At 69.2% G+C, this 23,579-nt stretch carries 19 protein-coding genes; 4 read left to right on the plus strand and 15 right to left on the minus strand.

The genetic code is table 11. The annotated features are described in order from the left end of the window. Positions 1-21 precede the first annotated feature (21 nt). From ACWPOC_RS14620 to ACWPOC_RS14645, 6 genes are all read right to left on the minus strand, one after another. Positions 22-3,717: a nitrate reductase subunit alpha gene (locus tag ACWPOC_RS14620; RefSeq protein WP_455408889.1), complete on the minus strand. Its 3,696-nt coding sequence runs from the start codon at positions 3,715-3,717 to the stop codon at positions 22-24. Beyond that, positions 3,714-4,964 (minus strand): nitrate/nitrite transporter, encoded by a 1,251-nt coding sequence (locus ACWPOC_RS14625; protein WP_455408890.1) that lies wholly within the window; start codon positions 4,962-4,964, stop codon positions 3,714-3,716. Before ACWPOC_RS14625 ends, ACWPOC_RS14620 begins: the two co-directional genes overlap by 4 nt. A gap of 192 nt (positions 4,965-5,156) precedes the next feature. Next, entirely contained in the window at positions 5,157-7,442 is a 2,286-nt protein-coding gene (locus tag ACWPOC_RS14630) for a polyribonucleotide nucleotidyltransferase (RefSeq protein WP_120282297.1), read from the minus strand. Between the two features lie 324 nt (positions 7,443-7,766). Beyond that, positions 7,767-8,036 carry a 30S ribosomal protein S15 gene (gene rpsO / locus ACWPOC_RS14635; RefSeq protein WP_006551263.1) on the minus strand — a complete coding sequence of 90 codons (270 nt, stop codon included), beginning with the start codon at positions 8,034-8,036 and terminating at the stop codon, positions 7,767-7,769. 139 nt (positions 8,037-8,175) lie between these two features. After that, positions 8,176-9,594, minus strand: a complete 1,419-nt coding sequence (locus ACWPOC_RS14640) for a wax ester/triacylglycerol synthase domain-containing protein (protein WP_455408891.1) — start codon at positions 9,592-9,594, stop codon at positions 8,176-8,178. Positions 9,595-9,755: 161 nt separating this feature from the next. Next, positions 9,756-10,724 (minus strand): bifunctional riboflavin kinase/FAD synthetase, encoded by a 969-nt coding sequence (locus ACWPOC_RS14645; RefSeq protein WP_080968160.1) that lies wholly within the window; start codon positions 10,722-10,724, stop codon positions 9,756-9,758. A 158-nt stretch (positions 10,725-10,882) separates the two neighbouring features. Between ACWPOC_RS14645 and ACWPOC_RS14650 the strand changes: the two genes are divergently transcribed. From ACWPOC_RS14650 to ACWPOC_RS14665, 4 genes are read left to right on the plus strand one after another with little or no spacing between them, the layout of a single operon-like run. Further along, positions 10,883-11,770, plus strand: coding sequence for a metal ABC transporter substrate-binding protein (locus ACWPOC_RS14650; RefSeq protein WP_059381219.1), 888 nt, complete (start codon positions 10,883-10,885; stop codon positions 11,768-11,770). Then, positions 11,767-12,564, plus strand: coding sequence for a metal ABC transporter ATP-binding protein (locus tag ACWPOC_RS14655; protein ID WP_120282295.1), 798 nt, complete (start codon positions 11,767-11,769; stop codon positions 12,562-12,564). Before ACWPOC_RS14650 ends, ACWPOC_RS14655 begins: the two co-directional genes overlap by 4 nt. Then, on the plus strand, positions 12,561-13,454 hold the full coding sequence (locus ACWPOC_RS14660; RefSeq protein ID WP_120282294.1) for a metal ABC transporter permease: 894 nt from the start codon (positions 12,561-12,563) through the stop codon (positions 13,452-13,454). The genes ACWPOC_RS14655 and ACWPOC_RS14660 overlap by 4 nt, the downstream gene beginning before the upstream one ends. Positions 13,455-13,474: 20 nt before the next feature. Beyond that, positions 13,475-14,167, plus strand: coding sequence for a metal-dependent transcriptional regulator (locus ACWPOC_RS14665; RefSeq protein ID WP_120282293.1), 693 nt, complete (start codon positions 13,475-13,477; stop codon positions 14,165-14,167). Positions 14,168-14,173: 6 nt separating this feature from the next. Here the strand turns inward: ACWPOC_RS14665 and truB are convergent, their stop codons facing one another. From truB to ACWPOC_RS14710, 9 genes are all read right to left on the minus strand, one after another. Next, positions 14,174-15,097, minus strand: coding sequence for a tRNA pseudouridine(55) synthase TruB (truB, locus tag ACWPOC_RS14670; protein ID WP_120282292.1), 924 nt, complete (start codon positions 15,095-15,097; stop codon positions 14,174-14,176). Next, positions 15,097-15,759, minus strand: coding sequence for a 4'-phosphopantetheinyl transferase Npt (gene npt / locus ACWPOC_RS14675; RefSeq protein WP_183070803.1), 663 nt, complete (start codon positions 15,757-15,759; stop codon positions 15,097-15,099). Before npt ends, truB begins: the two co-directional genes overlap by 1 nt. Before the next feature lie 41 nt (positions 15,760-15,800). Then, entirely contained in the window at positions 15,801-16,739 is a 939-nt protein-coding gene (locus ACWPOC_RS14680) for a metallophosphoesterase family protein (protein ID WP_088898241.1), read from the minus strand. A gap of 3 nt (positions 16,740-16,742) precedes the next feature. Continuing rightward, positions 16,743-18,059: an MATE family efflux transporter gene (locus tag ACWPOC_RS14685; RefSeq protein WP_159419257.1), complete on the minus strand. Its 1,317-nt coding sequence runs from the start codon at positions 18,057-18,059 to the stop codon at positions 16,743-16,745. Positions 18,060-18,211: 152 nt separating this feature from the next. Continuing rightward, positions 18,212-19,219: a DHH family phosphoesterase gene (locus ACWPOC_RS14690; RefSeq protein ID WP_455408892.1), complete on the minus strand. Its 1,008-nt coding sequence runs from the start codon at positions 19,217-19,219 to the stop codon at positions 18,212-18,214. Between the two features lie 28 nt (positions 19,220-19,247). Beyond that, positions 19,248-19,706 carry a 30S ribosome-binding factor RbfA gene (gene rbfA, locus ACWPOC_RS14695; RefSeq protein ID WP_016693580.1) on the minus strand — a complete coding sequence of 153 codons (459 nt, stop codon included), beginning with the start codon at positions 19,704-19,706 and terminating at the stop codon, positions 19,248-19,250. Positions 19,707-19,759: 53 nt separating this feature from the next. Continuing rightward, positions 19,760-20,050, minus strand: a complete 291-nt coding sequence (locus tag ACWPOC_RS14700; RefSeq protein ID WP_006551275.1) for a DUF503 domain-containing protein — start codon at positions 20,048-20,050, stop codon at positions 19,760-19,762. A 125-nt stretch (positions 20,051-20,175) separates the two neighbouring features. Continuing rightward, positions 20,176-23,028, minus strand: coding sequence for a translation initiation factor IF-2 (gene infB / locus ACWPOC_RS14705; RefSeq protein ID WP_455408893.1), 2,853 nt, complete (start codon positions 23,026-23,028; stop codon positions 20,176-20,178). Between the two features lie 203 nt (positions 23,029-23,231). After that, positions 23,232-23,540: a YlxR family protein gene (locus tag ACWPOC_RS14710; RefSeq protein ID WP_081314385.1), complete on the minus strand. Its 309-nt coding sequence runs from the start codon at positions 23,538-23,540 to the stop codon at positions 23,232-23,234. Between the last annotated feature and the right edge of the window lie 39 nt (positions 23,541-23,579).

The raw sequence follows: 23,579 nt of genomic DNA on the forward strand, positions 1-23,579 counted from the left end.
GCCTCGCTTCCTGCTCACGCATCAGTAGACGACCTCCTGGGATCGGCGCCGCACGATCGTCACCTCGTCGCGCTGGTTGCCCGTCGGGCCGAGATAGTTGAACGCGTAGGCTGTCTGCGCGTATCCGCCCGCGAGGTGGCTCGGTTTGATGAGGATGCGGGTGAGCGAATTGTGGATGCCGCCGCGGCGTCCGGTGGTCTCGCTGCGCGGGACGTCGATGACGCGGTCCTGGGCGTGGTAGACGAACACCACCCCTTCGGGCATGCGGTGCGAGACGATCGCCCGGCACACCACGACACCGTTGCGGTTGACGGCCTCGACCCAATCGTTGTCGCCCACCGAGATCTTCGCGGCGTCGGCCGGCGACATCCACATCGTCGGCCCGCCCCGGGACAGCGACAGCATGAACAGGTTGTCCTGGTACTCCGAGTGGATCGACCACTTCGAGTGTGGGGTCAGATATCTCACCGTCAGGCCGATACCGTCGCCGGAGCCGACCGCCTGCTCGCCGAACAGCCGCGACATGTCGAGCGGGGGCCGGTAGACCGGGAGCTGCTCCCCGAGTTCTTCGAGCCAGTCGTGGTCGACGTAGAAGTGCATCCGGCCCGTCAACGTATGGAAGGGTTTCAGCTCCTCGATGTTCACGGTGAACGGCGCATACCGGCGACCTCCCGTTTCGCTCCCCGACCATTCGGGGCTCGTGATGACCGGTACGGGACGGGCCTGGGTGTCGGCGTAGGTGATCCGCCGTTCCTCGCTGCCCTCCGCGAGGTGCACGAGTCGTCGTCCGGTGCGTTTCTCCAGTTCACGGAAACCCTCGACGGCGAGCCTGCCGTTGGACGTGCCCGACAGCGCGAGGATCGTGTCGGCCATCCGTTCGGCGGTGGTGATCGCCGGACGGCCCCGTCCGGCACCGGAATCCATGACGCCGAATCTCTGTGCCAGTTCGGCGACCTCACGGTCCGGCCGGGTCACGACGCCCTTGGTGTTCAACCCGAGGGTCTCGACGAGCGGACCGAGCGTCGCCCACTTCTCCGCGATCGCACCGTAGTCCCGTTCGACGACGGCGAGCGGACCCATCGTCCTCCCCGGAACCGGCACTTCGCCGGTCGAGCGCCAGTCCCGTTCGGTGCCGGAAGGATACGCCATCGCTGCGGGCGTGTCGTGCTGCAGTGTCCCCATCACGATGTCGGTGCGGGTTCCCAGGTGAGTCCGGGCGAGGGTGCTGAAGGTCTGCGCGATGGCGCCGAAAGCGTCGTAGTCCGAACGGGTCTCCCAGGGCGGGTCGACCGCCGCGGTGAAGGCGTGGATGTAGGGGTGCATGTCGGTGCTCGACAGGTCGCCCTTCTCGTACCAGGTCGCGGCGGGCAGGACGATGTCGGAGAACAACGTCGTCGAGGTCATGCGGAAGTCGATCGACATGAGCAGGTCGAGTTTTCCTTCGGGCAGGTCGTCGGGCCACGCCACCTCACCGGGCCGCAGGCCGGGGGCCGTCGGCTCGGCCTGCACGTTGGAATCGGTGCCGAGCAGGTGCCGCAGGAAATACTCGTTGCCCTTGCTGGACGAGCCGAGCAGGTTCGACCGCCACACGCTGAGCACGCGCGGCCAGTTCCGCGGGTCGTCGGGGTCGGTCACCGACAGTTTCAGTTCGCCCGAGGCGAGTTGCTGCGCGACGTGCTGTGGGATCTCCCGTCCCACCGCCCGTGCCTGTTCGGCAACCTCGTGGGTGTTGCGGTCGAACTGGGGATAGAAGGGCGTCCAGCCCATGGCGACCGCGGACGCCATGACGTCCATCGTGTGCTTGTCGCGGAAACGCCCGCGCCCCAGCGGACTGGCCAGCGCGTCGGCACGGTAACCGTCGTAGCGCCACTGGTCGGTGTGCACGTACCAGTAGGAAGTGCCGGCCATCTGGCGGGGCGGGCGAGACCAGTCCGTCCCCATCGCCATGGCCGCCCATCCCGTGACGGGACGGCACTTCTCCTGCCCGACGTAGTGCGCCCATCCACCCCCGTTGCGTCCCATGCAGCCGGTGAGCATGAGCAGCGCGAGCACCGCGCGATAGGTCGCGTCGCCGTGGAACCACTGGCAGATGCCGGCCCCCATGATGATCATCGAACGCCCGCCCGACTCCTCGGCGTTGCGGGCGAACTCCGTCGCGATCCGGATCGCCTGGGCCGCGGGCACCCCGGTGAGGGCCTCCTGCCAGGCCGGGGTGTACGGCGAGCCCGGGTCGTCGTACCCGCTCGGCCACTGCCCGGGCAGGTCGAGCTCCGGACGGTTCACCCCGTACTGCGCGAGCATCAGGTCGAAGACGGTGCACACGAGGTGATCCCCGATCCGACGGACCGGCACACCCCGTTCGATGCTCTCACCGTGCCCGTCGACGGTGTCGAAACTCGGCAGGTGCACCGCCGCGGTCTCGACCGCTCCCCCGCCGCCGGGCGCGACCGTCAGGGTCGGGACGAGGTCACCGAGTTCGAGATTCCACTTGCCGATGCCGTCGTCGCCGTAGCGGAAGCCGAGGGAGCCCGGGGGTACGACGGCGGTGTCGGTCGCACCGTCGACGAAGACCGGCTTGAACGCCGCGTTCTCGACGCTGTGTCCGAGATCGACGGCGGTGAGGTTCTTGCCCGGCACGAGCCGTCCGCCGCGTTCCTCGAGCCGCACGAGGAACGGCAGATCGGTGTATCGGCGCACATAGTCGACGAAGAACGGAACGCGCTGCCGCACATAGAACTCGGTGAGGAGCACATGGCCCATCGCCATCGCCAGGGCACCGTCGGTACCGGCCGCGCACGCCATCCACTCGTCGGCGAACTTGGTGTTGTCGGCGTAGTCCGGACTCACCGAGACGACCTTGGTGCCGCGGTAGCGGACCTCCGTCATCCAGTGCGCGTCCGGGGTGCGCGTGACGGGCACGTTCGAACCCCACATCATCAGGTAGGAGGCGTCCCACCAGTCCCCGGACTCAGGCACGTCGGTCTGATCGCCGAAGACCTGCGGCGACGCCACCGGCAGGTCGGCGTACCAGTCGTAGAACGACGTCATCACGCCGCCGAGCAGCTCGACGAACCGGGAACCGGCGGCGAAGGAGACCATCGACATGGCGGGGATCGGCGAGAAGCCGGCCACCCGGTCGGGTCCGTACTCCTTGATGGTGTGGACGTGCGCGGCGGCGATCATCTCCGTGGCCTCGGCCCACGTGACGCGCACCAGTCCACCCTTGCCGCGGGCACGCTGGTAGCGGCGGCGCCGCTCGGGATCGTTCTGGATGTCGGCCCAGGCGAGCACCGGATCGCCGAGTCGCTGCCGCGCCTCCCGGTACATCTCGACGAGCAGCCCGCGCGCGTACGGATAGCGCACGCGCGTCGGCGAGTAGGTGTACCAGGAGAAGGCCGCGCCGCGCGGGCACCCACGCGGTTCGTACTCGGGACGGTCGGGGCCGACTGTCGGATAGTCGGTTTCCTGGGTCTCCCAGGTGATGATGCCGTCCTTGACGTAGATCTTCCACGAACACGAACCGGTGCAGTTCACCCCGTGTGTGGAGCGGACGACCTTGTCGTGGCTCCAGCGGTCCCGGTAGAAGATGTCGCCTTCTCGGCCACCGCGCCGCGTGACCGTGCGTGTGTCGTCGGACTGCTCGCCGGAGGTGAAGAACCGTCCGCTGCGCACGAGCAGTTCCTCGATCCGGTTCCCGATTCCGGCGGTGTCCGTCACGATTTCTCCTCACGTACGTCGCGGGCCCCGGATCCTGCTGCCGTCGGGGGCGGTTCGTGGGTGTGCAGGCGGAATGCGGTGTAGAGCAGGCACACCAGTGCCGTCGCCGCGAGCAGGAGCAGACCGACGGTGTAGTCGTTGCCCTCGGCGTCGTAGGTCGCGCCCATCACCAGGGGCGGGAAGTAACCGCCGAGCCCACCGGCTGCGGCGACGATGCCGGTGACACTGCCCACCGCGTGTGCCGGGGCGCGTCGCGCCACCCACGCGAAGACACCACCGGTGCCGATGCCCAGGAAGATCGCCATCGTGATGAACGTCAGCGCCGACCACAGGTCGGGCGGGGGCTGGAAGGTCGCGATCACCGCCATCACCGCGGTACCGGCGAACGAGGCCAGGACCACGTACTTCGGCGGCACCCGGTCCGACAGCGCTCCGCCCACGGGCCGCGCGAGGACCGCGGCGAGCGCGAAACCCGCCGTGCGCGTACCGGCGTCGACGGCGGAGAAGCCGTAGATCGTCTTGATGTAGGTGGGCAGATAGTTGCTGAATGCCACGAACCCGCCGAACACGACGGCGTACAGGAACGACATCTCCCAGGTCACACCGAGTTTCGCCGCGGCGGTCAACTTGGGCAGCACCGGATCGGTGTTGGGACGGAATTCGGGAGCGTTGCGCATCACCAGGATGCACACCACGGCGGTCACGGCGAGGGCGGCCGCCACGACGATGTGGGTGGGCACCAGCCCGAACCAGTTCACGAAGCGCGGCGTGAAGAAGGCCGACAGGGCCGTGCCCACCATGCCCGCCCCGAACACGCCGGTCGCGAAGCCGCGGCGGGCAGGTTCGTACCAGTTGTTGGCGAACGGGATCCCGACCGCGAAGATCGTGCCCGCGATGCCGAGGAAGAACCCGCAGACCAGGAGCAGCGGGTAGGAGCCGGCCTCGGCGGCGAATCCGACCGCGACGACAGGAACGATCGACAGCAGCGAGACGGCGATGAACATCGCCCGTCCGCCGTACCTGTCCGTCATCGCCCCGACCACGATGCGGCCGAGGGAGCCCACGAGGATCGGCGTGGCCACCAGCATCGACGCTTCCGTGCTGCTGAGCGACATGTCGGTGGCGTAGGTCGTCGACAGCGGCCCGATCATGTTCCAGGCCCAGAAGTTGATGGCGGACACCCACGTTGCCAGAGCCAGATTCGCTCCGCGCAACCTCCCGAGATCCGCCGGCGTGGCCGTTCTCACATACTCAGGGAACCATTCCCGGGCGCGGTCCGGACCCGGTTCGGCGGAACCTCACCCGGATGACGTCCGGCCGTTGCACCCCGGTAACCATGGTCTGCCGGAAACGACGCACCCGTGGTGCCCGACCGGATGTCGGGCGCCACGGGTGCGGGGTTCACACGCCCACCGGGAACCGGCGGGCGGGTGGGGTGATCAGGACTCGGCGTTCTCGCCGGTCGCAGCGGCCTCGGCCGACTCGTCCTCGACCGGGACGAGGCTGATCTTGCCGCGGTTGTCGATGTCGGCGATCTCGACGCGGATCTTCGAACCGACGTTCACGACGTCCTCGACCTTGGCGATGCGCTTGCCGTTGCCGAGCTTGCTGATGTGCACCAGGCCGTCGCGGCCGGGGAGCAGGGAGACGAACGCTCCGAACGCCGTGGTCTTGACCACGGTGCCGAGGAAGCGCTCGCCGACCTTCGGCAGCTGCGGGTTGGCGATGGCGTTGATCTTGTCGATCGCGGCCTGCGCGGACGGGCCGTCCGCTGCACCGACGTAGACGGTGCCGTCATCTTCGATGGAGATGTTGGCGCCGGTCTCCTCGGTGATCGAGTTGATCATCTTGCCCTTGGGGCCGATGACCTCACCGATCTTGTCCACCGGGACCTTGATGGTGGTGATACGCGGAGCGAACTCGCTCATCTCGTCGGGCGTGTCGATGGCCTCGGCCATGACCTCGAGGATCGTGGCGCGAGCATCGTGGGCCTGCGAGAGCGCACCGGCGAGGACCTGCGACGGGATACCGTCGAGCTTGGTGTCGAGCTGCAGGGCGGTCACGAAGTCCTTCGTGCCGGCGACCTTGAAGTCCATGTCGCCGAACGCGTCCTCCGCACCGAGGATGTCGGTGAGGGCGACGTAGCGGGTCTCGCGGGTGCCGTCCTCGAGTTCGACCTCGTCGGAGACCAGGCCCATGGCGATACCGGCGACCGGGGCCTTGAGCGGCACACCGGCGTTGAGCATCGACAGCGTCGAGGCGCAGACCGAACCCATGGACGTCGAGCCGTTGGAGCTCAGGGCCTCGGAGACCTGACGAATGGCGTAGGGGAACTCCTCCTGGCTCGGGAGCACCGGGATCAGGGCACGCTCGGCGAGCGCACCGTGACCGATCTCGCGACGCTTCGGGGAGCCCACACGACCGGTCTCACCGGTGGAGTACGGCGGGAAGTTGTAGTGGTGCATGTAGCGCTTGCTGGTCTCGGGACCGAGCGAGTCGACCTGCTGCGCCATCTTCACCATGTCGAGCGTGGTGACACCCATGATCTGGGTCTCGCCGCGCTCGAACAGCGCCGAACCGTGGGCGCGGGGAACGACCGCGACCTCGGCGGAGAGGGCACGGATGTCGGTGACACCGCGACCGTCGATGCGGAACTGGTCGCGCAGGATGCGCTGGCGCACGAGCTTCTTGGTCAGCGAGCGGAAGGCAGCGCCGATCTCCTTCTCGCGACCCTCGAAGTTCGGAGCGACCTGCTCGAGCACCTCGAGCTTGATCTCGTCGGTGCGGTCGTCGCGCTCCTGCTTGCCGGCGATGGTGAGCGCCTCGGCGAGCTTCTCAGACGCAGCGGACTCGACCGCGGCGTAGACGTCGTCCTGGTAGGGCGGGAACAGCGGGAAATCGCCGGTGGGCTTCGCGGAGGCAGCGGCGAGCTGCTGCTGCGCGATGCACAGGCGGGCGATGAACGGCTTCGCTGCCTCGAGGCCCTCGGCCACGACGGTCTCGGTGGGCGCCTGGGCGCCACCGTCGACGAGGGCGATGACGTTCTCGGTCGCCTCGGCCTCGACCATCATGATCGCGACGTCGGCGGTGTCGGGGTTGTCTCCCCCACCGACGATGCGACCGGCGACGACCATGTCGAAGACGGCGTTCTCGAGCTGCTCGACGGTCGGGAACGCGACCCACTGGCCCGACTTGTTGTCGTCGGAGACGATGAGCGCGACACGCACGCCACCGACCGGGCCGGAGAACGGCAGGCCGGCGAGCTGGGTGGAGGCCGACGCGGCGTTGATCGCGACGACGTCGTAGAGGTCGTTCGGGTTCAGGCTCAGAACCGTGACGACGACCTGGATCTCGTTGCGCAGACCGTCGACGAAGGACGGGCGCAGCGGCCGGTCGATCAGACGGCAGGTCAGGATCGCGTCGGTGGAGGGGCGTCCCTCGCGACGGAAGAACGAGCCCGGGATGCGACCCGCGGCGTACATGCGCTCCTCGACGTCCACCGTCAGCGGGAAGAAGTCGAACTGGTCCTTGGGCTGCTTCGAGGCGCTGGTGGCCGAGAGCAGCATGGTCTCGTCGTCGAGATAGGCGACGACCGAACCGGCGGCCTGGCGTGCGAGGCGGCCGGTCTCGAAACGGATGGTGCGGGTGCCGTAGGCACCGTTGTCGAGCGTCGCGGTGGTCTCGTAGACCCCTTCGTCGATCTCGACTGCGGTAGTGCTTGTCATCTGTATGTCTTCTCTTCCCTCTTCGTCTTCGCCGTACCCGCGCGGGCGCCGCGACCCCCGTGGCCACGGCTGCGCACCGACTCACGGAGGCGGTCGTCGATCGAAACCCTCCGGCGGATTCGGGATACGACACCCGACGGGACCGGAAGGTCACTACCGAGGACCGACACCGTCGGTGCATACGGATCATCGCCGCTGGAGGCGATGGAAGTCGCCGGCCGAACCGGCACAAACACCGACAGCCAACGAGGCCCAGTGTAGTGGGTACCCCGTCGGCTGCCGGAAAAGATCAGCGAATGCAGATCAGGTCGTGTCGTGTCCGCGTCAGCGACGCAGACCCAGACGCTGGATGAGCGAGCGGTAACGCTCGACGTCGACCTTCTCGACGTACTTCAGCAGGCGGCGACGACGACCGACCAGCAGCAGAAGGCCGCGGCGGGAGTGGTGGTCGTGCTTGTGCTGCTTGAGGTGCTCGGTGAGGTCCACGATGCGCTTGGTGAGCAGTGCCACCTGCGCCTCGGGGGAACCGGTGTCGGTCTCGTGGAGGCCGTACTCGCCGAGGATCTGCTTCTTCTGTTCGGTGGTCAGAGCCACTGGGTCACTCCTGTACAACTGACGTCCGCGTGACGGTAGACGGACCGAAGTCCGCCCGGTACGGCCACCGCGAACCGCAGCGCGCACCGACGGTCCAGCCTATCAGAGCCGGCTTCCGCCGCCGAACCACGATCAGGATTCAACGCCGGCCGGCACCCGCGCGGCCCACCGCGGCCGACACCTCGGCGAAACCCTGATCGAGCAGCTCGACGTACCGGTCGATGTCGCGGTCGGGACGGTTGTCGTCCCGTGCCGGGGCCAGGACGGTGACCGCGAACGCATCCCCCGCCCGCGCGAAGGTGTGCATGAAGTCGACACGCGGCACGAGGGCCTGCACACCGGCAATGAACTTCAGGTGCCCCCACGGCACCGACCACCGCGCGTCCGCACCGCAGTTGACGCTGCTGAGCGCCGTCGCGACGCCAGGGACCGCTCCGGACGCGAGCGCGTGCGCCAGCGCGCGGGAGACACGCCGGAAGACCGGATAGGGCGCGGCGCCCGTGCGGTGCATCGCGTCGATGCTCTCCGCCGAGTCGACGCGGGCCCGTTCACGCGCGAGGGAGTCGGCGATCGTCGCCGCGCGCTGCGCAGGCTCGGGGATCTCGACGTGCAGGGGCACCAGACCGCCCGCGACGCGATTCACCCCGAGCCCGGCCGCCGACTCGCCGAGCGCCACGGGCACCGCCGCGTACTCCGAGGGCAGATCCTCCCCGCGCTCGCGGTAATAGCGCTCCATCGCGAGCGACACCGCCGTCAGCCCGAGGGCGGTCACCGTCCACGATCGTCCGGCCAGCGCCGACAGGTCGGGCCGCAGGATGCGGATGACCCGGCGGTTCGTCTGCACGACGGGAGTCCTGTCCGGGGCGGGATCCGCGCTTACCGTTCCGGGCAGCGGATCCTGACGGCGACGACGCGCCTCCAGATGTGCCCGCACGAGCCCGCCGAGCGCGACGACCGGCCAGATCGCGAGACGGGCGATGCCGTGCGTCGTGGCCGCGACGGGATGGGTCGTGCCGGCGGGCGGCGCGAGACCGTCGACCTCCAGCGGCCGGCCCTCCTCACCGAACAGGGCTTCGAGGAGCCCCCGGGCGGAGGAACCGACGAGCATGGCATGGCTCGCCTGGATCGCGGCGACGGTGACGGTAGCGCCGGGCTCGTCCGGATCGGGGACGCCCGGGAAGACGTGCACCTGCCACGGGCACCGGGCGGCGTCGACGCCGTCGGCGGACAGTCGCGCCACCGACCCGAGCCAGTCCTCGAAGGTGGAACTGCGCGCGTCGTGGACGGTGACCACGTCGTCGACGGCGAGGTCGGCCTTCACCCAGTAGGGATAGTCCAGTGAGCCCGGCGCGTCGGCGATCCGACGTGCCAGAGCGCTGACCAGGTGCATCCGGGAGTCGAAGAACGACAGAATCGACCCGCGGTCCGGGGTATTTCCCCGGTCCTCCGAGAACACGGCGAACGACCACCAATCGGTGGGCCGTCCCGGGATCGACTGAAAGTAGTTACCCGCATCGACCCACGAAAGGCGCGCGGACCTCCACTCTCGAAAAAACATGTAGCCGATTGTGACGGCGGACAAGACCTTTTTCGTACCGAACTCGCAGTTTCGTTCGTTCGGACGACACCGGACGGTCGACGGACACCCACGTCACTCGGTAGTCGGTGTCACTCGGTAGTCGGTGTCACTCGGTAGTCGGTGTCACTCGGTAGTCGGTGTCACTGGGGAGTCTTCGTGAGAACCTCTCGCGCTCGGTCGGCGTCGCGGTGCATCGCGGAGATGAGCGCCTCGACCGAATCGAACTTCTCCATGCCCCGCAGCCGCTCGACGAAGTCGACCGCCACGTGCTGGCCGTAGAGATCGGCCTTCTCGTCGAGGACGAACGCCTCGACCGTGCGCTTGCGTCCGGAGAAGGTCGGATTGGTGCCCACCGACACGGCCGCAAGGTAACGCTGACCGGCCGTGAGTCCCTCGACGGGCGAACCGGAGTCGAGCACCGTGAACCAGGCCGCGTACACGCCGTCGGCGGGGATCGCCGCGTAGATCGGCGGTGCGACGTTGGCGGTCGGGAATCCGAGTCCGCGACCGCGGCCGTCGCCGTGCACGACCACGCCCTCGACCCGGTGCGGGCGCCCGAGTGCGTCCGCGGCAGCGACGACGTCCCCGGCGTCGACGCACGAACGGATGTAGGTCGACGAGAACGTCACGGCGTGCTCGGCGACCAGCGTGAGCCCCTGCACCGCGAACCCGAAGCGCTCACCGATCGAGCGCAACATGTCGACGGTGCCGGCCGCCTTCTTCCCGAAGGTGAAGTTCTCCCCCACGACCACCTCGGCCACGTGCAGTCGCTCGACGAGGATCTCGTGGGCGTACCGCTCCGGTGAGAGCTTCATGAATTCCGGGGTGAACGGCATGACGCAGAAGACGTCGATACCGAGTTCCTCGGCGAGCTCGGCGCGTCGCGCGAGGGTGGTCAGCTGCGCCGGGTGGCTGCCCGGACGGACCACTTCCATGGGGTGGGGATCGAAGGTCATGAGCACGGCGGCCACACCGCGTGCCCGCGCGGCCTCGACGGCACGCGCTATGAGCTGCTGATGGCCGCGGTGTACACCGTCGAACACGCCGATCGTGAGTACACACCGACCCCAGTCCGCAGGAATTTCGTCCAGACCTCGCCATCTCTGCACATCGGCAGCCTACGGCCCGTGAGCGGGTCGGGCACGCCCGGATGGCTCCCGGCGCGCCCCACATGACGGTGACGGCTCGGCGAATGCATAATTTCGGTGTGCCGAACTTTTCGCCGAGAGCCCGCAGAACACAGTCCGTACGTTCCCGTGCCGGTCGCATGATCGCCGCCCTCGCGGCCACGGCCTGCGCCGCCGCCCTCGCGGCGTGTTCGACCACCGGTTCCGCCGACGATCGGCCCCTGGTCCTGACCACCTTCACCGTTCTCGCCGACATGGCACGCAACGTCGGCGGCGATCACGTGCGGGTCGAGTCCATCACCAAGCCCGGCGCCGAGGTCCACGGCTACGAGCCCACCCCGGGCGACCTGCGGTTCGCGACCGAGGCCGACCTCGTCCTCGACAACGGACTCGGTCTCGAACGGTGGTTCGAACAGTTCGTCGCCGACGTCGACGCCGAGCACGTGGTCGTGAGCGACGGTGTGGACCCACTGCCGATCGGTGAGGGCGCGATGACGGGCCCCTACAACCCCCACGCCTGGATGTCCCCACTCGCCGCCCGCGTCTACGTCGACAACATCACCGCGGCACTGGCCGACCTCGCCCCCGAGCACGCGGACGACTTCGCGGCCCGCGCCGAGGCGTACAAGGCCGAACTCGACGCTCTCCACACCGAACTCGTCACCGCCCTCGACGGCATCCCTGCCAACCGGCGCGCACTCGTCACCTGTGAAGGCGCGTTCAGCTATCTCGCTCGGGATGCCGGGCTGCAGGAGGCCTATCTGTGGCCGGTGAACTCCGACCAGCAGGGCACCCCCCAGCAGATCGCCCGGACCGTCGACTTCGTGCGCACCAACGAGGTGCCGGCGGTGTTCTGCGAATCGACCGTCTCGGACAAGGCGCAACGGCAGGTCGCGGCCGATACCGGAACGGAATTCGGCGGAATCCTCTACGTCGACTCGCTCTCCGAGGCGGACGGCCCCGTCCCCACCTACCTCGATCTGCTCCGACACGACATCGACGTCATCACGACGGGACTGAGGCCATGACTTCGACACTCGACACACCGGCACTGTTCGTCGACGACGTGACGGTGCGCTACGACACCGTCCTGGCCCTGCAGAACGTCACTCTGAAGCTCGCACCGGGCCGTGTCTGCGGACTCGTGGGAACCAACGGTTCGGGCAAGTCGACGCTGTTCAAGACGATCATGGGCCTCGTGCGACCCACCTCGGGTCGCGTCACCATCGGCGGGACGACCACCGCCGTGGCGCGTCGTCGCACACAGGTCGCCTACGTGCCGCAGTCCGAGGCAGTCGACTGGAACTTCCCGATCGGCGTGCGCGACGTCGTCATGACGGGCCGCTACGGCCACCAGGGCTTCCTGCGCCGCCCGCGCGCCGCCGACCACGAGGCCGTCGACGCCGCGCTCGACCGGGTCGGCATGACCGCGCTGTCCGGCCGGCAGATCGGGCAGCTCTCGGGCGGCCAGCGCAAGCGTGTCTTCGTGGCACGGGCGATCGCGCAGGGCTCGCCGTTGCTGCTGCTCGACGAGCCGTTCGCGGGGGTCGACACCACCACCGAGCACGCGCTGACCGCCGTCATCCGCGAACTGGCGGCGAGCGGTCACACGATCCTCGTCGCCACCCACGATCTCGCGGGTCTGGCACAACTGTGCGACGAAGCGGTGCTGCTGCAGCGACGCGTGCTCGTGCACGGCTCCCCCGAGGAGATCCTCCTCCCGGAGAACCTCGCCCGCGCCTTCGGCGCTCCCCCACCGGCGAACGGTGGACGAGCCGAGGACGTCGCGCGGGAGACCTACGCACAGGAGGCCGGACGATGATCGACGTGCTGATCGAACCCCTGCAGTACGGCTTCATGCAGCGCGCGCTGCTCGTCGCGGTCGCCGCGACGATCGTGTGCGCGCTGCTCAGCTGCTGGCTCGTGCTCATCGGCTGGTCGCTGATGGGCGACGCGGTCTCGCACGCCGTACTGCCCGGTGTCGTCCTCGCCTATCTGGTGGGGGTGCCGTTCGCGCTCGGAGCCCTCGTCTTCGCCGGCATCGCCGTCGCGTTGATCTGGCTCGTCCGCGGCACGAGCCGCGTCAAGGAGGACGCCACCATCGGCATCGTCTTCACGACACTGTTCGCCCTGGGCGTGGTGCTGATCTCGAAGAACCCGAGCCAGATCGACCTGCACCACGTGCTGTTCGGAAACCTGCTCGGGCTCGCGACGGGCGACGTCTGGCAGGTGTCGATCCTGGCGGCCGTCGTGCTGGCCGTCCTCGTCGCGAAGCGCCGCGATCTGACGCTGTTCGCCTTCGACCGCGTCCAGGCGCACACCCTCGGCCTGTCCCCCGCCGCGCTGTCGGCGTTGCTGTTGTCGCTGCTCGCGGTGACGATCGTCAGCGCGCTGCAGGCGGTCGGCGTGATCCTGGTCGTCGCGATGCTCATCATCCCGGGCGCGACGGCCTATCTGCTCACCGACCGGATGGCCCGGATGCTGGTGATCGCACCGGTACTCGCGGTGATCGCGTCGGTGGTCGGTGTGTACACGAGCTATTACACCGACGCCGCGACCGGCGGCGTCGTTGTGCTCGCCCAGGCCGTGGTCTTCACTCTCGCGTACCTGTTCGCGCCGCGTCAGGGTGTCGTCACCCGGCTCGTGATGCGTCGCCGCGCGCCGGAGGGCGAAAGAACGAGCGAGACGACGGAGAGCGTGATTCCCGGGTGATGGTTACCTAAGCTGGACGCGTGCCTGAGAGTAACGAGACCACCGCGACCGAGATGCTGTCCTCGGTCGCACAGGACTATCTCAAGATCATGTGGACGGTCCAGGAGTGGTCCGGGGAGAAGATCTCCACCAAGCTGCTCGCCGAGAAGCTGGGCGTGTCGGCGTCCACCGTGTCCGAAGCGGTGCGCCGTCTCGCGGACCAGGGGCTCGTCGACCACGAGCGCTACGGCGCGATCTCCCTCACCGACGAGGGCCGGCAGGCCGCGGTGGCGATGGTCCGGCGCCACCGCCTCATCGAGACCTTCCTGGTCCGCGAGCTCGGCTACGGGTGGGACGAGGTGCACGACGAGGCCGAGATCCTCGAGCACGCCGTCTCCGAACGGATGGTCGCGGCGATCGACACCAAACTCGGTCATCCCGAACGCGACCCGCACGGCGACCCGATCCCCGCGCCCGACGGCACGATCCCGTCACCTCCGGCCCGCGCCCTGAGCGAGTTCAACGACGGCGACCACGGCCGCGTGGCCCGCATCTCCGACTCCGACCCCGCGATGCTGCGCTACTTCGACGAGGTGGGGATCGCCCTCGACACCGACATCACCGTGCTCGAACGTCGCGACTTCGCCGGAACCATCTCGGTCCGGCTGGGCCCGACCGAGGGCCGCACGATCGATCTCGGTCACCCGGCAGCGGAAGCGATCTGGCTCGTCTGAGCCGGCTCACATGTTGGAGGGCCGCACCACGAACACCGCCGCGGCCCGCTTGCCCTTCTCCTGCAGCAGCGCCGCGGCCCGACCCTGTGCATCCACGGCGCCGTAGACCCCGTGGATCCCGACGGGCTCGAGCCAGCGGCCGTTCGCGAGCAGTCCCGCCTCCTCGTCGCTGATGGTGCGGCACTCGAAGGCCGTGCGCACGGCCGCGTCGATGTCGAGGCTCGGCGTCGGGTCGTCGGCGAGTTGTTCGAGCGTGCGGGCGTGCTCGAGGCCGAACGGGCCGACCTTCGTGCGACGCAGCGCCGTGAGATGACCGCCCACTCCGAGCGCCGCGCCGAGATCGCGTGCGAGCGCCCGGATGTAGGTGCCGGACGAGCAGTCCACGTCGACGTCGACGTCCACGAAGCCGCTCTCGGGCACATCGCGGCGGGCGAGGACGTCGAACCGCGAGACGGTGACCGGCCGGGCCTTCAACTCGACCGCCTCCCCCTCGCGCATGCGGGCATAGGCGCGCTTGCCGTCGATCTTGATGGCGCTGACGCTGGCGGGCACCTGCTGGATGTCGCCTGTCAACGCGGCCACGCCTTCGCCGATCTGCTCGTCGGTCACGTGCGTCGCATCGGTGGTCGCGACGGTCTCGCCCTCCGCGTCGTCGGTGACGGTGCTCTGCCCGAGACGGATCGTCGCGGTGTACGACTTGGTCGTCAGTGCGAGCAGCCCGAGCAGCTTCGTGGCGCGCTCGACGCCGAGGACGAGCACACCCGTCGCCATGGGGTCGAGGGTGCCCGCATGCCCGACCTTGCGGGTGCCGAGCAGTCGGCGGCAGCGCGCCACCACGTCGTGGCTCGTCATGCCGGCGGGCTTGTCGACGACGAGCAGGCCCGCGCGGGCGAGTGCCGGATGTTCCTGCGGGGGTACGGTGTCGTTCATCAGCGCACCGTGATCGCGGTGAGGACGAGACCGTCGGCGACGAGCCACCGTCCGTCGAAGCCCGTCAACGGCTGCCCGTCGAGGGTGTCGCCGGGGACGAGCAGTCGCGAATGGAAGGTGCCGGTGACCGCGTCCGAGGTGGTGTCGCGCTCGAAGGTGATGTGGGCGTCCTCGAAGCCCAGCCACCTCTTCGTCAGCGGGAACCACGCCTTGTAGGTGGCCTCCTTGGCGCAGAACAGCAGACGGTCCCAGTGCAGGTCGTCGCCGGCCGAGGCGAGCCACTCGCGTTCGGGTTCGAGGCTCACCGCGGGCAGCACCCCGTCGGGGAGCACGTCGTGCGGTTCGGCGTCGATGCCGAGCGAACGGATCTGCAGCGAATAACCCAGCACCGCACCGCGATAGCCGTCACAGTGGGTGAGGCTGCCGACGACGCCGCGCGGCCAGACGGGATCGCCCTTCTCTCCGCGCAGTACCGGCGCGGGGTCGACGCCGAGGGTGCGCATGGCCTGGCGGGCGCAGTGACGGGCACCGGCGAACTCGCGGCGCCGCTTCTCCACGGCCCGCGCCACGAGCGGCTCCTCCTGGGGATGCGGCCGCAGTCCCGGTGGGTCCTCGAACAACTCGGCTGCAGCGACGCCGTCCGGCACGATGCGCCCGATCAGCGCGCCGCGCGTGTCCGTCTTCTGCCCGGTGTCCGGTTCGGTCACCGCAACTCCTTCTCTCGTTGAGCCCGCATCTTCTCGGCCTCGGCTTCCATCTCGGGGGTCACCGTGAAGTGACCGCCCCACTTGTTCAGGCTGCCCGGCGGATACTCCGGGACGGGGAGGATCTGCCGCAGGGGCTGCTCCGGCATGCCGCGTCGCTGCCATTCGCGCGGGTAGCCGACCGAGACCTCCTCGAAGCGCACCCCGTCGTAGTAGGTGGTCCGCGGGATGTGCAGGTGGCCGTAGACGCTGCACAGCGCCCGGTAGCGCAGGTGCCAGTCGGCCGTCTCGGTGGTGCCGCACCACAGCGCGAACTCGGGGTAGAACAGCATCCGCGTGGGTTCGCGCACCAGCGGGAAGTGGTTGATCAGCACGGTGGGCAGCGCGGGATCGAGCGCGTCGAGACGGGCTCGGGTCTGCTCCACACGTACCCGGCACCAGGTGTCGCGCGTGATGTACGGATCCGGCTTCAGCAGGAATTCGTCGGTCGCGACGACGTTGCGTTCGCGCGCGAGAGCGAGACCGTCCGCCTTCGTCGTGGTGCCCTCCGGCAGGAACGAGTAGTCGTAGAGCAGGAACATCGGCACGAGCACCACGGGCCCGTCCTCGCCCTCCCAGATCGGATACGGATCCTCGGGGGTGAGCACGTCGAGTTCGCGGCACATCGTCACGAGGTAGTCGTAGCGCGCGACCCCGAACATCTGCACCGGATCCTTGGCGGTGGTCCACAGTTCGTGGTTGCCGGGCACCCAGATCACCTTCGCGAACCGGCTGCGGAGCAGCGACAGCGCCCACCGGATGTCGTCGGTCTTCTCCGACACGTCGCCCGCGACGATCAACCAGTCGTCGGGCGACTCGGGATACAGATCCTCGGTGACCGGCCGGTTGCCCCGATGGCCCACATGGATGTCGCTGATCGCCCACAGCTTCGCTGCCACGCACTAACCTCCCGACTCGTCCTGGACACGCACCTGCCGGTCCGCGCCCGTCACCGCCCATCGTCCCGAGAGCGTGCGCCATACGACGGCGATCATCCGGAACACGATGAACACCGTAAGCCCCGTCCAGATACCCGCCAGACCCCAGTCGTACGCGAGCGACAACCAGATCAACGGCAGGAAGCCGAACAACGCCGAGGCCAGCGTCGCGGTCCGCAGGAACGCCGCGTCCCCGGCACCGAGGAGAACACCGTCGAGTGCGAACACGATTCCTGCGAGCGGCATGATCGCGACGAAGAACCACCACGCCACGCCGATCTGATCGAGCACCTCGGTGTCGGTGGTGAACAGACCCGGGATCACGTCCTTCCCGACGACGAAGACCACCGCGAGGACGACGGCGAAGACCGCCGACCAGGCCGACAACCGCCACGCCAGGCGCGTCGCGCCCCGCCGATCGGCCGCACCGAGCGCTGCGCCGACGAGGGCCTGCGCGGCGATCGCCAGCGAGTCCAGGGTGAGGGTCACGAAGTTCCACAGTTGCAGCACGACCTGATGACCGGCCACCGCGGCCGCACCGAAGCGCGACGCCACTGCCGCCGCGGACAGGAAGCAGGCCTGGAACGCGAGGCTGCGGGCGATCAGATCGCGTCCGAGCCGCAACTGCGCCCCGATCACGGCGGGTCGCGGCCGAAGCGGAACCCCGGACCGCAGCAGCGCCACCACGAACAGGACGGCCGTCACGGACTGCCCGATCACGTTGGCGACGGCGGAACCGACCAGCTCCCACCGGGGAGCACCCAGCAGACCGTGGACCAGTACCGGGCACAGCACTGCCGACAGGGCGAGACCGACAATGACGAATCGCAGCGGCCGGATCGTGTCCTGGACGCCGCGCATCCAGCCGTTCCCGGCCAGGCCGACGAGGATCAAGGGTGCCCCGAACAGCGCGACCCGCAGCCACGAGACGGCGGCGTCGGCGATCTCGGCATCGCCGGCGAGCAGCCGCGCGACGGGACCGGCCAGTGCCTGGCCGACGAGCAGGATCGCCAGTCCGACGATCATCGCGAGCCAGGTCGCCTGCACGCCCTCGCCGACGGCGTCGTCGTGCCGGTCCGCGCCGTGGAAACGCGCCGCGCGCGCGGTGGTGCCGTACGACAGGAAGGTGAGCTGGGTGCTCACCTGCGCGAGGATCAACCCCCCGATCGCGAGACCGGCCAGGGGCAGCGCCCCGAGCCGGCCGACGACGGCGATGTCGAACAGCAGGTAGAGCGGTTCCGCCGCGAGCACCCCGAGGGCGGGAAGGGCGAGCCCGAGGATCCGCCGTCCGGTGACGTCCGAGGCGCGTGAGCCGCCGGGCGTCTCAGAGGCGCGTGAGCCGCCGGGCGTCTCAGAGGCGCGTGAGTCGCCGGGTGTATCCGAGGCGCGTGAGCCGCCGGGCGTCTCGGAGGCGGGCGACCCGCCGGACGCAGTCAACCGAGCACGCCGCGTAGGGCGGCGACGATCCGATCGGTGTCGCCGTGGGCGGTGTATCCCGCCGCCAGGCGGTGTCCTCCGCCGCCGAGTGCGGTGGCGACGGCGGACACGTCCACCGAGGTCTTCGCGCGCAGCGAGACGGTCCACTCCTCGGGAGCGACCTCCTTGAACACCGCGGCGACCTCGGCCTCGGCGGTGGTGCGCACGATGTCGATGACGCTCTCGACCTCCTCCGGACCGAGATGCGCGGAGTCGGCGCGCCGGACGAAGGCGTAGACCAGTCCCCTGCCCTGCGCAGCGTCGCGTTCGAGCGTGGCGGTCGCCAGCACCGACGACAGCATCGGCAACCATCCGAAGGGATGGGTGTCGAGCAGGGCCCGCGTGATCGACGTGCCGTCGATCCCGGTGGCGAGCAGTCGCTCGGCGAGTCCGTGGGCCTGCGGGCGACCCCACCGGAAAGATCCGGTGTCGGTCACCAGTCCCGCGTACAGGCAGTGCGCGAGTGCGGCGTCGATCTCGACACCCCACACGTCGAAGAGGTCGGCGAGCACCATCGCGGTGGCCTCGGACTCCGGATCGACGAGGTTGTGGGTGCCGAACCGCGTGTTGGACAGATGGTGGTCGATCACCAGGACGTTCGGTGCGGTCTTCAGACGGTCGCGCAGGACACCGAGACGGCCCGCGGTACCGCAGTCGACGGTCACCACGAGATCGGCCTCGCGGCGCACCTCCGCGACCGGCGTGACCAGGTGTGCCCCCGGCAGCGACCGCATCGAGTCCGGCATGTCCGCGGGCGAACCGAACGCGACCTGCACGGCGACACCGCGTCGCTCGAGCGCGAGTCCTAGGGCGAGCCCGCTGCCGAGGGTGTCGGCGTCGGGGTTGATGTGGCACAGCACCGTCACGGTGGCCGCCGCGTCGAGCAGTGCGGCGGCACCGTGCAGGTCGACGGATCCTGCCGGGCCGGACGGGACGCCGGCATCGTCGCGATGCGACGGGACCATCGGAGGAGTCTGGTCGGGCACCGGTGCGTTATTCGTCGTCGTCACCGGCGTCGCGCTCACGGGGTTCTTTGTAGGGATCGGCATCGCCGGCTGGAACGGCACCCTCACGGGCGCGTGCGACCTCGTCGTCGGCCGCGCGAGCACGCGCGAGGAGTTCCTCCATGTGTCGTGCCGTGTCGGGCACGGTGTCGGTGACGAACGTCAGCGTCGGGGTGAACCGCACACCGGTGCCGGCGCCCACCTTCGAGCGGAGCACGCCCTTGGCCTTCTCGAGGCCGGCAGCAGCGGCCTCGTGATCGGGTTCGGTGTTCAGATCCGCGCCGCGGACCGTGTAGTAGACGGTGGCGTCGTGCAGATCCGCGGTGACCTTCGCGTCGGTGATCGTCACGAACTCGAGCCGCGGATCCTTGATCTCGAGGTCGATGGCGGTGGCCACGATGGTGGCGATGCGCTTCGCGAGTCGGCGGGCCCGTGCTGGATCGGCCATGTCGTTCGTTCCCTTCTGTGGCCGCCGGCAGGCGGCCCGTCGTGCGGCCGGGATCAGTCCTCGGGCCCGTACAGCCTGCGTCTGACCGACAGCAGGTCGAGTTCGGGCCGCTGGGCGACCAGCCGCTCACACTTGTCCAGTATCTCTCCGACGTGCGCGAGGTCGGGGGCGACGACCGCCACACCCACCTGCGCCCGGCGGTACAGATCGTGTTCCCCGGTTTCGGCGGCGGACACCCCGAGCCGGCGCAGTTCTGCGACCACCGGACGGATCGCCGATCTCTTCTGTTTGAGCGAATGCACGTCGCCGAGCAGCAGGTCGAGTTCGAGTGCTCCCAGATACATCCGCTTCTCCCCTCGAGGACCGTCCGGTCGGCCGCCCGGTCGACTCCGTGCCGGCCAGGGTCGGGCGTCCCGACACACCCGTGGCGGCGAACGACGAATCGTTCACCGCCACGGGTGCGGGTGGATCAGTCGCGCGGCTTCTCGCGCAACTCGTACGCCTCGATCACGTCGCCGACCTTGATGTCGGAGTAGGTGATCGTCAAACCGCACTCGAAGCCCTCGCGGACCTCGGTGACGTCGTCCTTCTCGCGGCGCAGCGACGAGATGGTGACCGTCTCGGCCACGACGTTGCTGTCGCGGATGAGGCGGGCCTTCGCGTTGCGCTTGACGATGCCGGACTGCACGAGGCAACCCGCGATGTTGCCGACCTTCGACGACTTGAAGATCGCGCGGATCTCGGCGCGGCCGAGCTCGACCTCCTCGTAGATCGGCTTGAGCATGCCCTTGAGGGCCTTCTCCACCTCGTCGATCGCCTGGTAGATGACCGAGTAGTAGCGGATGTCGACGCCCTCGCGGTTCGCGAGCTCCGTGGCCTTGCCCTCGGCGCGGACGTTGAAGCCGATGATCACGGCGTTCGACGCGGCAGCGAGGTTGACGTTGGTCTCGGTGACGCCACCGACACCGCGGTCGATGACACGCAGACGCACCTCGTCGTCGATCTCGATACCCATGAGCGCCTCTTCGAGGGCCTCGACGGTACCCGAGTTGTCGCCCTTGAGGATGAGGTTGAGCTCGTTGTGCTCCTTGAGAGCGGCATCGAGGTCCTCGAGGCTGATGCGCTTGCGGCTGCGTGCTGCGAGCGCGTTGCGCTTGCGGGCATTACGCCGGTCGGCGATCTGACGCGCGATGCGGTCCTCTTCGACGACGACCAGGTTGTCGCCGGCGCCGGGCACCGACGTGAAGCCGACGACCTGGACCGGACGCGACGGCAGTGCCTCGAGCACGTCCTCGCCGTGCTCGTCGACCATGCGACGCACGCGGCCGTAGGCGTCGCCGGCGACGATCGAGTCGCCGACGCGCAGGGTGCCGCGCTGGATGAGCACCGTGGCCACCGGACCGCGACCGCGGTCGAGGTGCGCCTCGATGGCGACGCCCTGCGCCTCCATGTCCGGGTTGGCCCGCAGATCGAGCGCTGCGTCGGCGGTGAGCAGCACCGCTTCGAGCAGCTGGTCGATGTTGAGGTTCTGCTTCGCGGAGATGTCGACGAACATGGTGTCGCCGCCGTACTCCTCCGCGACCAGCCCGTACTCGGTGAGCTGCTGACGGATCTTCTGAGGGTTCGCACCCTCCTTGTCGATCTTGTTCACCGCGACCACGATCGGGACATCGGCGGCCTGCGCGTGGTTGATCGCCTCCACCGTCTGCGGCATGACGCCATCGTCGGCTGCGACCACGAGGATCGCGATGTCCGTCGACTTCGCGCCGCGGGCACGCATGGCGGTGAACGCCTCGTGACCCGGGGTGTCGATGAAGGTGATCAGGCGATCTTCACCGTTGAGGTGCGTCATCACCTGGTAGGCACCGATGTGCTGGGTGATGCCACCGGCCTCGCCCTCGCCGACGTTCTCCTTGCGGATCGTGTCGAGCAGACGGGTCTTGCCGTGGTCGACGTGACCCATGACGGTGACCACCGGCGGACGCTGACGGAGGTCTTCCTCGCCGCCCTCGTCCTCGCCGTACTGGATGTCGAACGACTCGAGCAGCTCGCGGTCCTCGTCCTCGGGCGAGACGACCTGCACGACGTAGTTCATCTCCGAGCCGAGCAGCTCGAGGATGTCGTCGTTCACCGACTGAGTGGCCGTGACCATCTCACCGAGGTTGAACAGCGCCTGCACCAGGGCCGACGGGTTCGCGTCGATCTTCTCGGCGAAGTCGGACAGCGATGCGCCGCGAGCGAGACGGATGGTCTCGCCGTTGCCACGCGGCAACCGCACGCCGCCGACCGACGGCGCCTGCATCGAATCGTATTCCTGCCGCTTCTGCCGCTTCGACTTGCGACCACGACGCGGAGCGCCACCGGGACGACCGAACGCGCCGGCTGCACCGCCGCGACCGCGTCCACCGCCGCCGCCACCGGGGCGACCGCGGAAACCACCGGGAGCGCCTGCACCTGCGGGTGCGCCACCACCGGCGCCGCCACCGCGGTAACCGCCGCCGCCACCACCGGGACGTCCACCGGGAGCTCCGCCCGGACGACCCGGACGACCGGATGCGGCCGGACGCGCAGCACGCTGCGGCATCGCACCGGGGTTGGGACGCGGGGGCATCGAACCCGGGGACGGACGGGGTCCGCCCTGACCGGGAGCCGGACGCGGACCGGCCTGGCCGGGTCCGGGACGCGGGCCACCGGGGCCTGCTGCGGGACGTCCCTGTCCGGGCGTGGGGCGGGGGCCGCCCTGGCCGGGAGTCGGACGCGGTCCGCCCGGGCCGGGGCGCGGGGCACCCGGACGCGGAGCGGGACGCTCGGCCGGAGCCGAGGAGTACGGGTTGTTACCGACGCGCGGGGTCTTCGGGCCCGGACGCGGACCGGCCGGCTTGGGGCCGGGCTTGGCCGCGGGAGCCTGCGGCGTCGCGCCGGGAGCCTGAGCAGCCGGGGCCTGCGGAGCCGCCTGGGCAGCAGGGGCCTGCGGCGCGGGAGCCGCGGGCTTCTCCGGTGCCGGAGCGGGCTTGGGAGCGGCCGGCTTCGGTGCGCCGGGCTTCGGACGTGCGGTCTCGGCCGCGGGGGCCGGGCTCGCAGGGGTGGGCCGGGGACCCGGCCGGGGAGCACCGGGCTTCGGTGCGGGGGTGGGTGCAGCCTTCGCGGCTGCATCGCCTTCGGTCTTACCGAACGATTCGCGCAGTCGACGCGCGACCGGCGGTTCGACGGTCGACGACGCGGACTTGACGAACTCGCCCTGTTCCTTCAGGCGTGCGAGTAGTTCCTTGCTGGTGACACCGAGTTCTTTCGCCAACTCGTGCACGCGGGCCTTGCCTGCCACTGCTCTCCTCACTGATGAGGTCGAGCGGCCGACTGCCCGCACGACCTCGGGTTATCTCCGATGGACGTTCATCGCTGGTGCTTCACGGTGTGCTCATGAGTGTTCGTGCCTGTTCTTCTCAGAGTGCGATGTCACTGTTGGTGTTCCTCGTCGTCGTTCCCACGTCCGTCTACCCGGCCGAAGCCGATTCGATGCGTCCGTGATCACTGTTCCGTGGACCCGACCAGCTGATCCAGCGCTGTGGTGTCCGGTTGTCCGGTCACGCGCAGTGCCCTGCCGAATGCTCGACGCCGAACCGCCAGGCCCAGACATTCCGAAGTGGGATGCAACCAAGCACCTCGCCCGGGAAGCCTGCGTCGGGGATCGGGAATCACGGCGAAACCTGACGGTTCCTTCTCGCGCGCCACCACCCGGAGCAGTTCGGCAGCCAGCGTTCGCTGCCGACATCCGACACAGGTCCGCACCGTAGTGGCGCGTTCCCCGCCGGTCGAGGACAGGTCATGCTGAACCATCGACCACTGTACCGCTGATTTGCCCGGAATCCCGCATCC

It is taken from the genome of Rhodococcus sp. 5G237 (genome assembly GCF_053764735.1).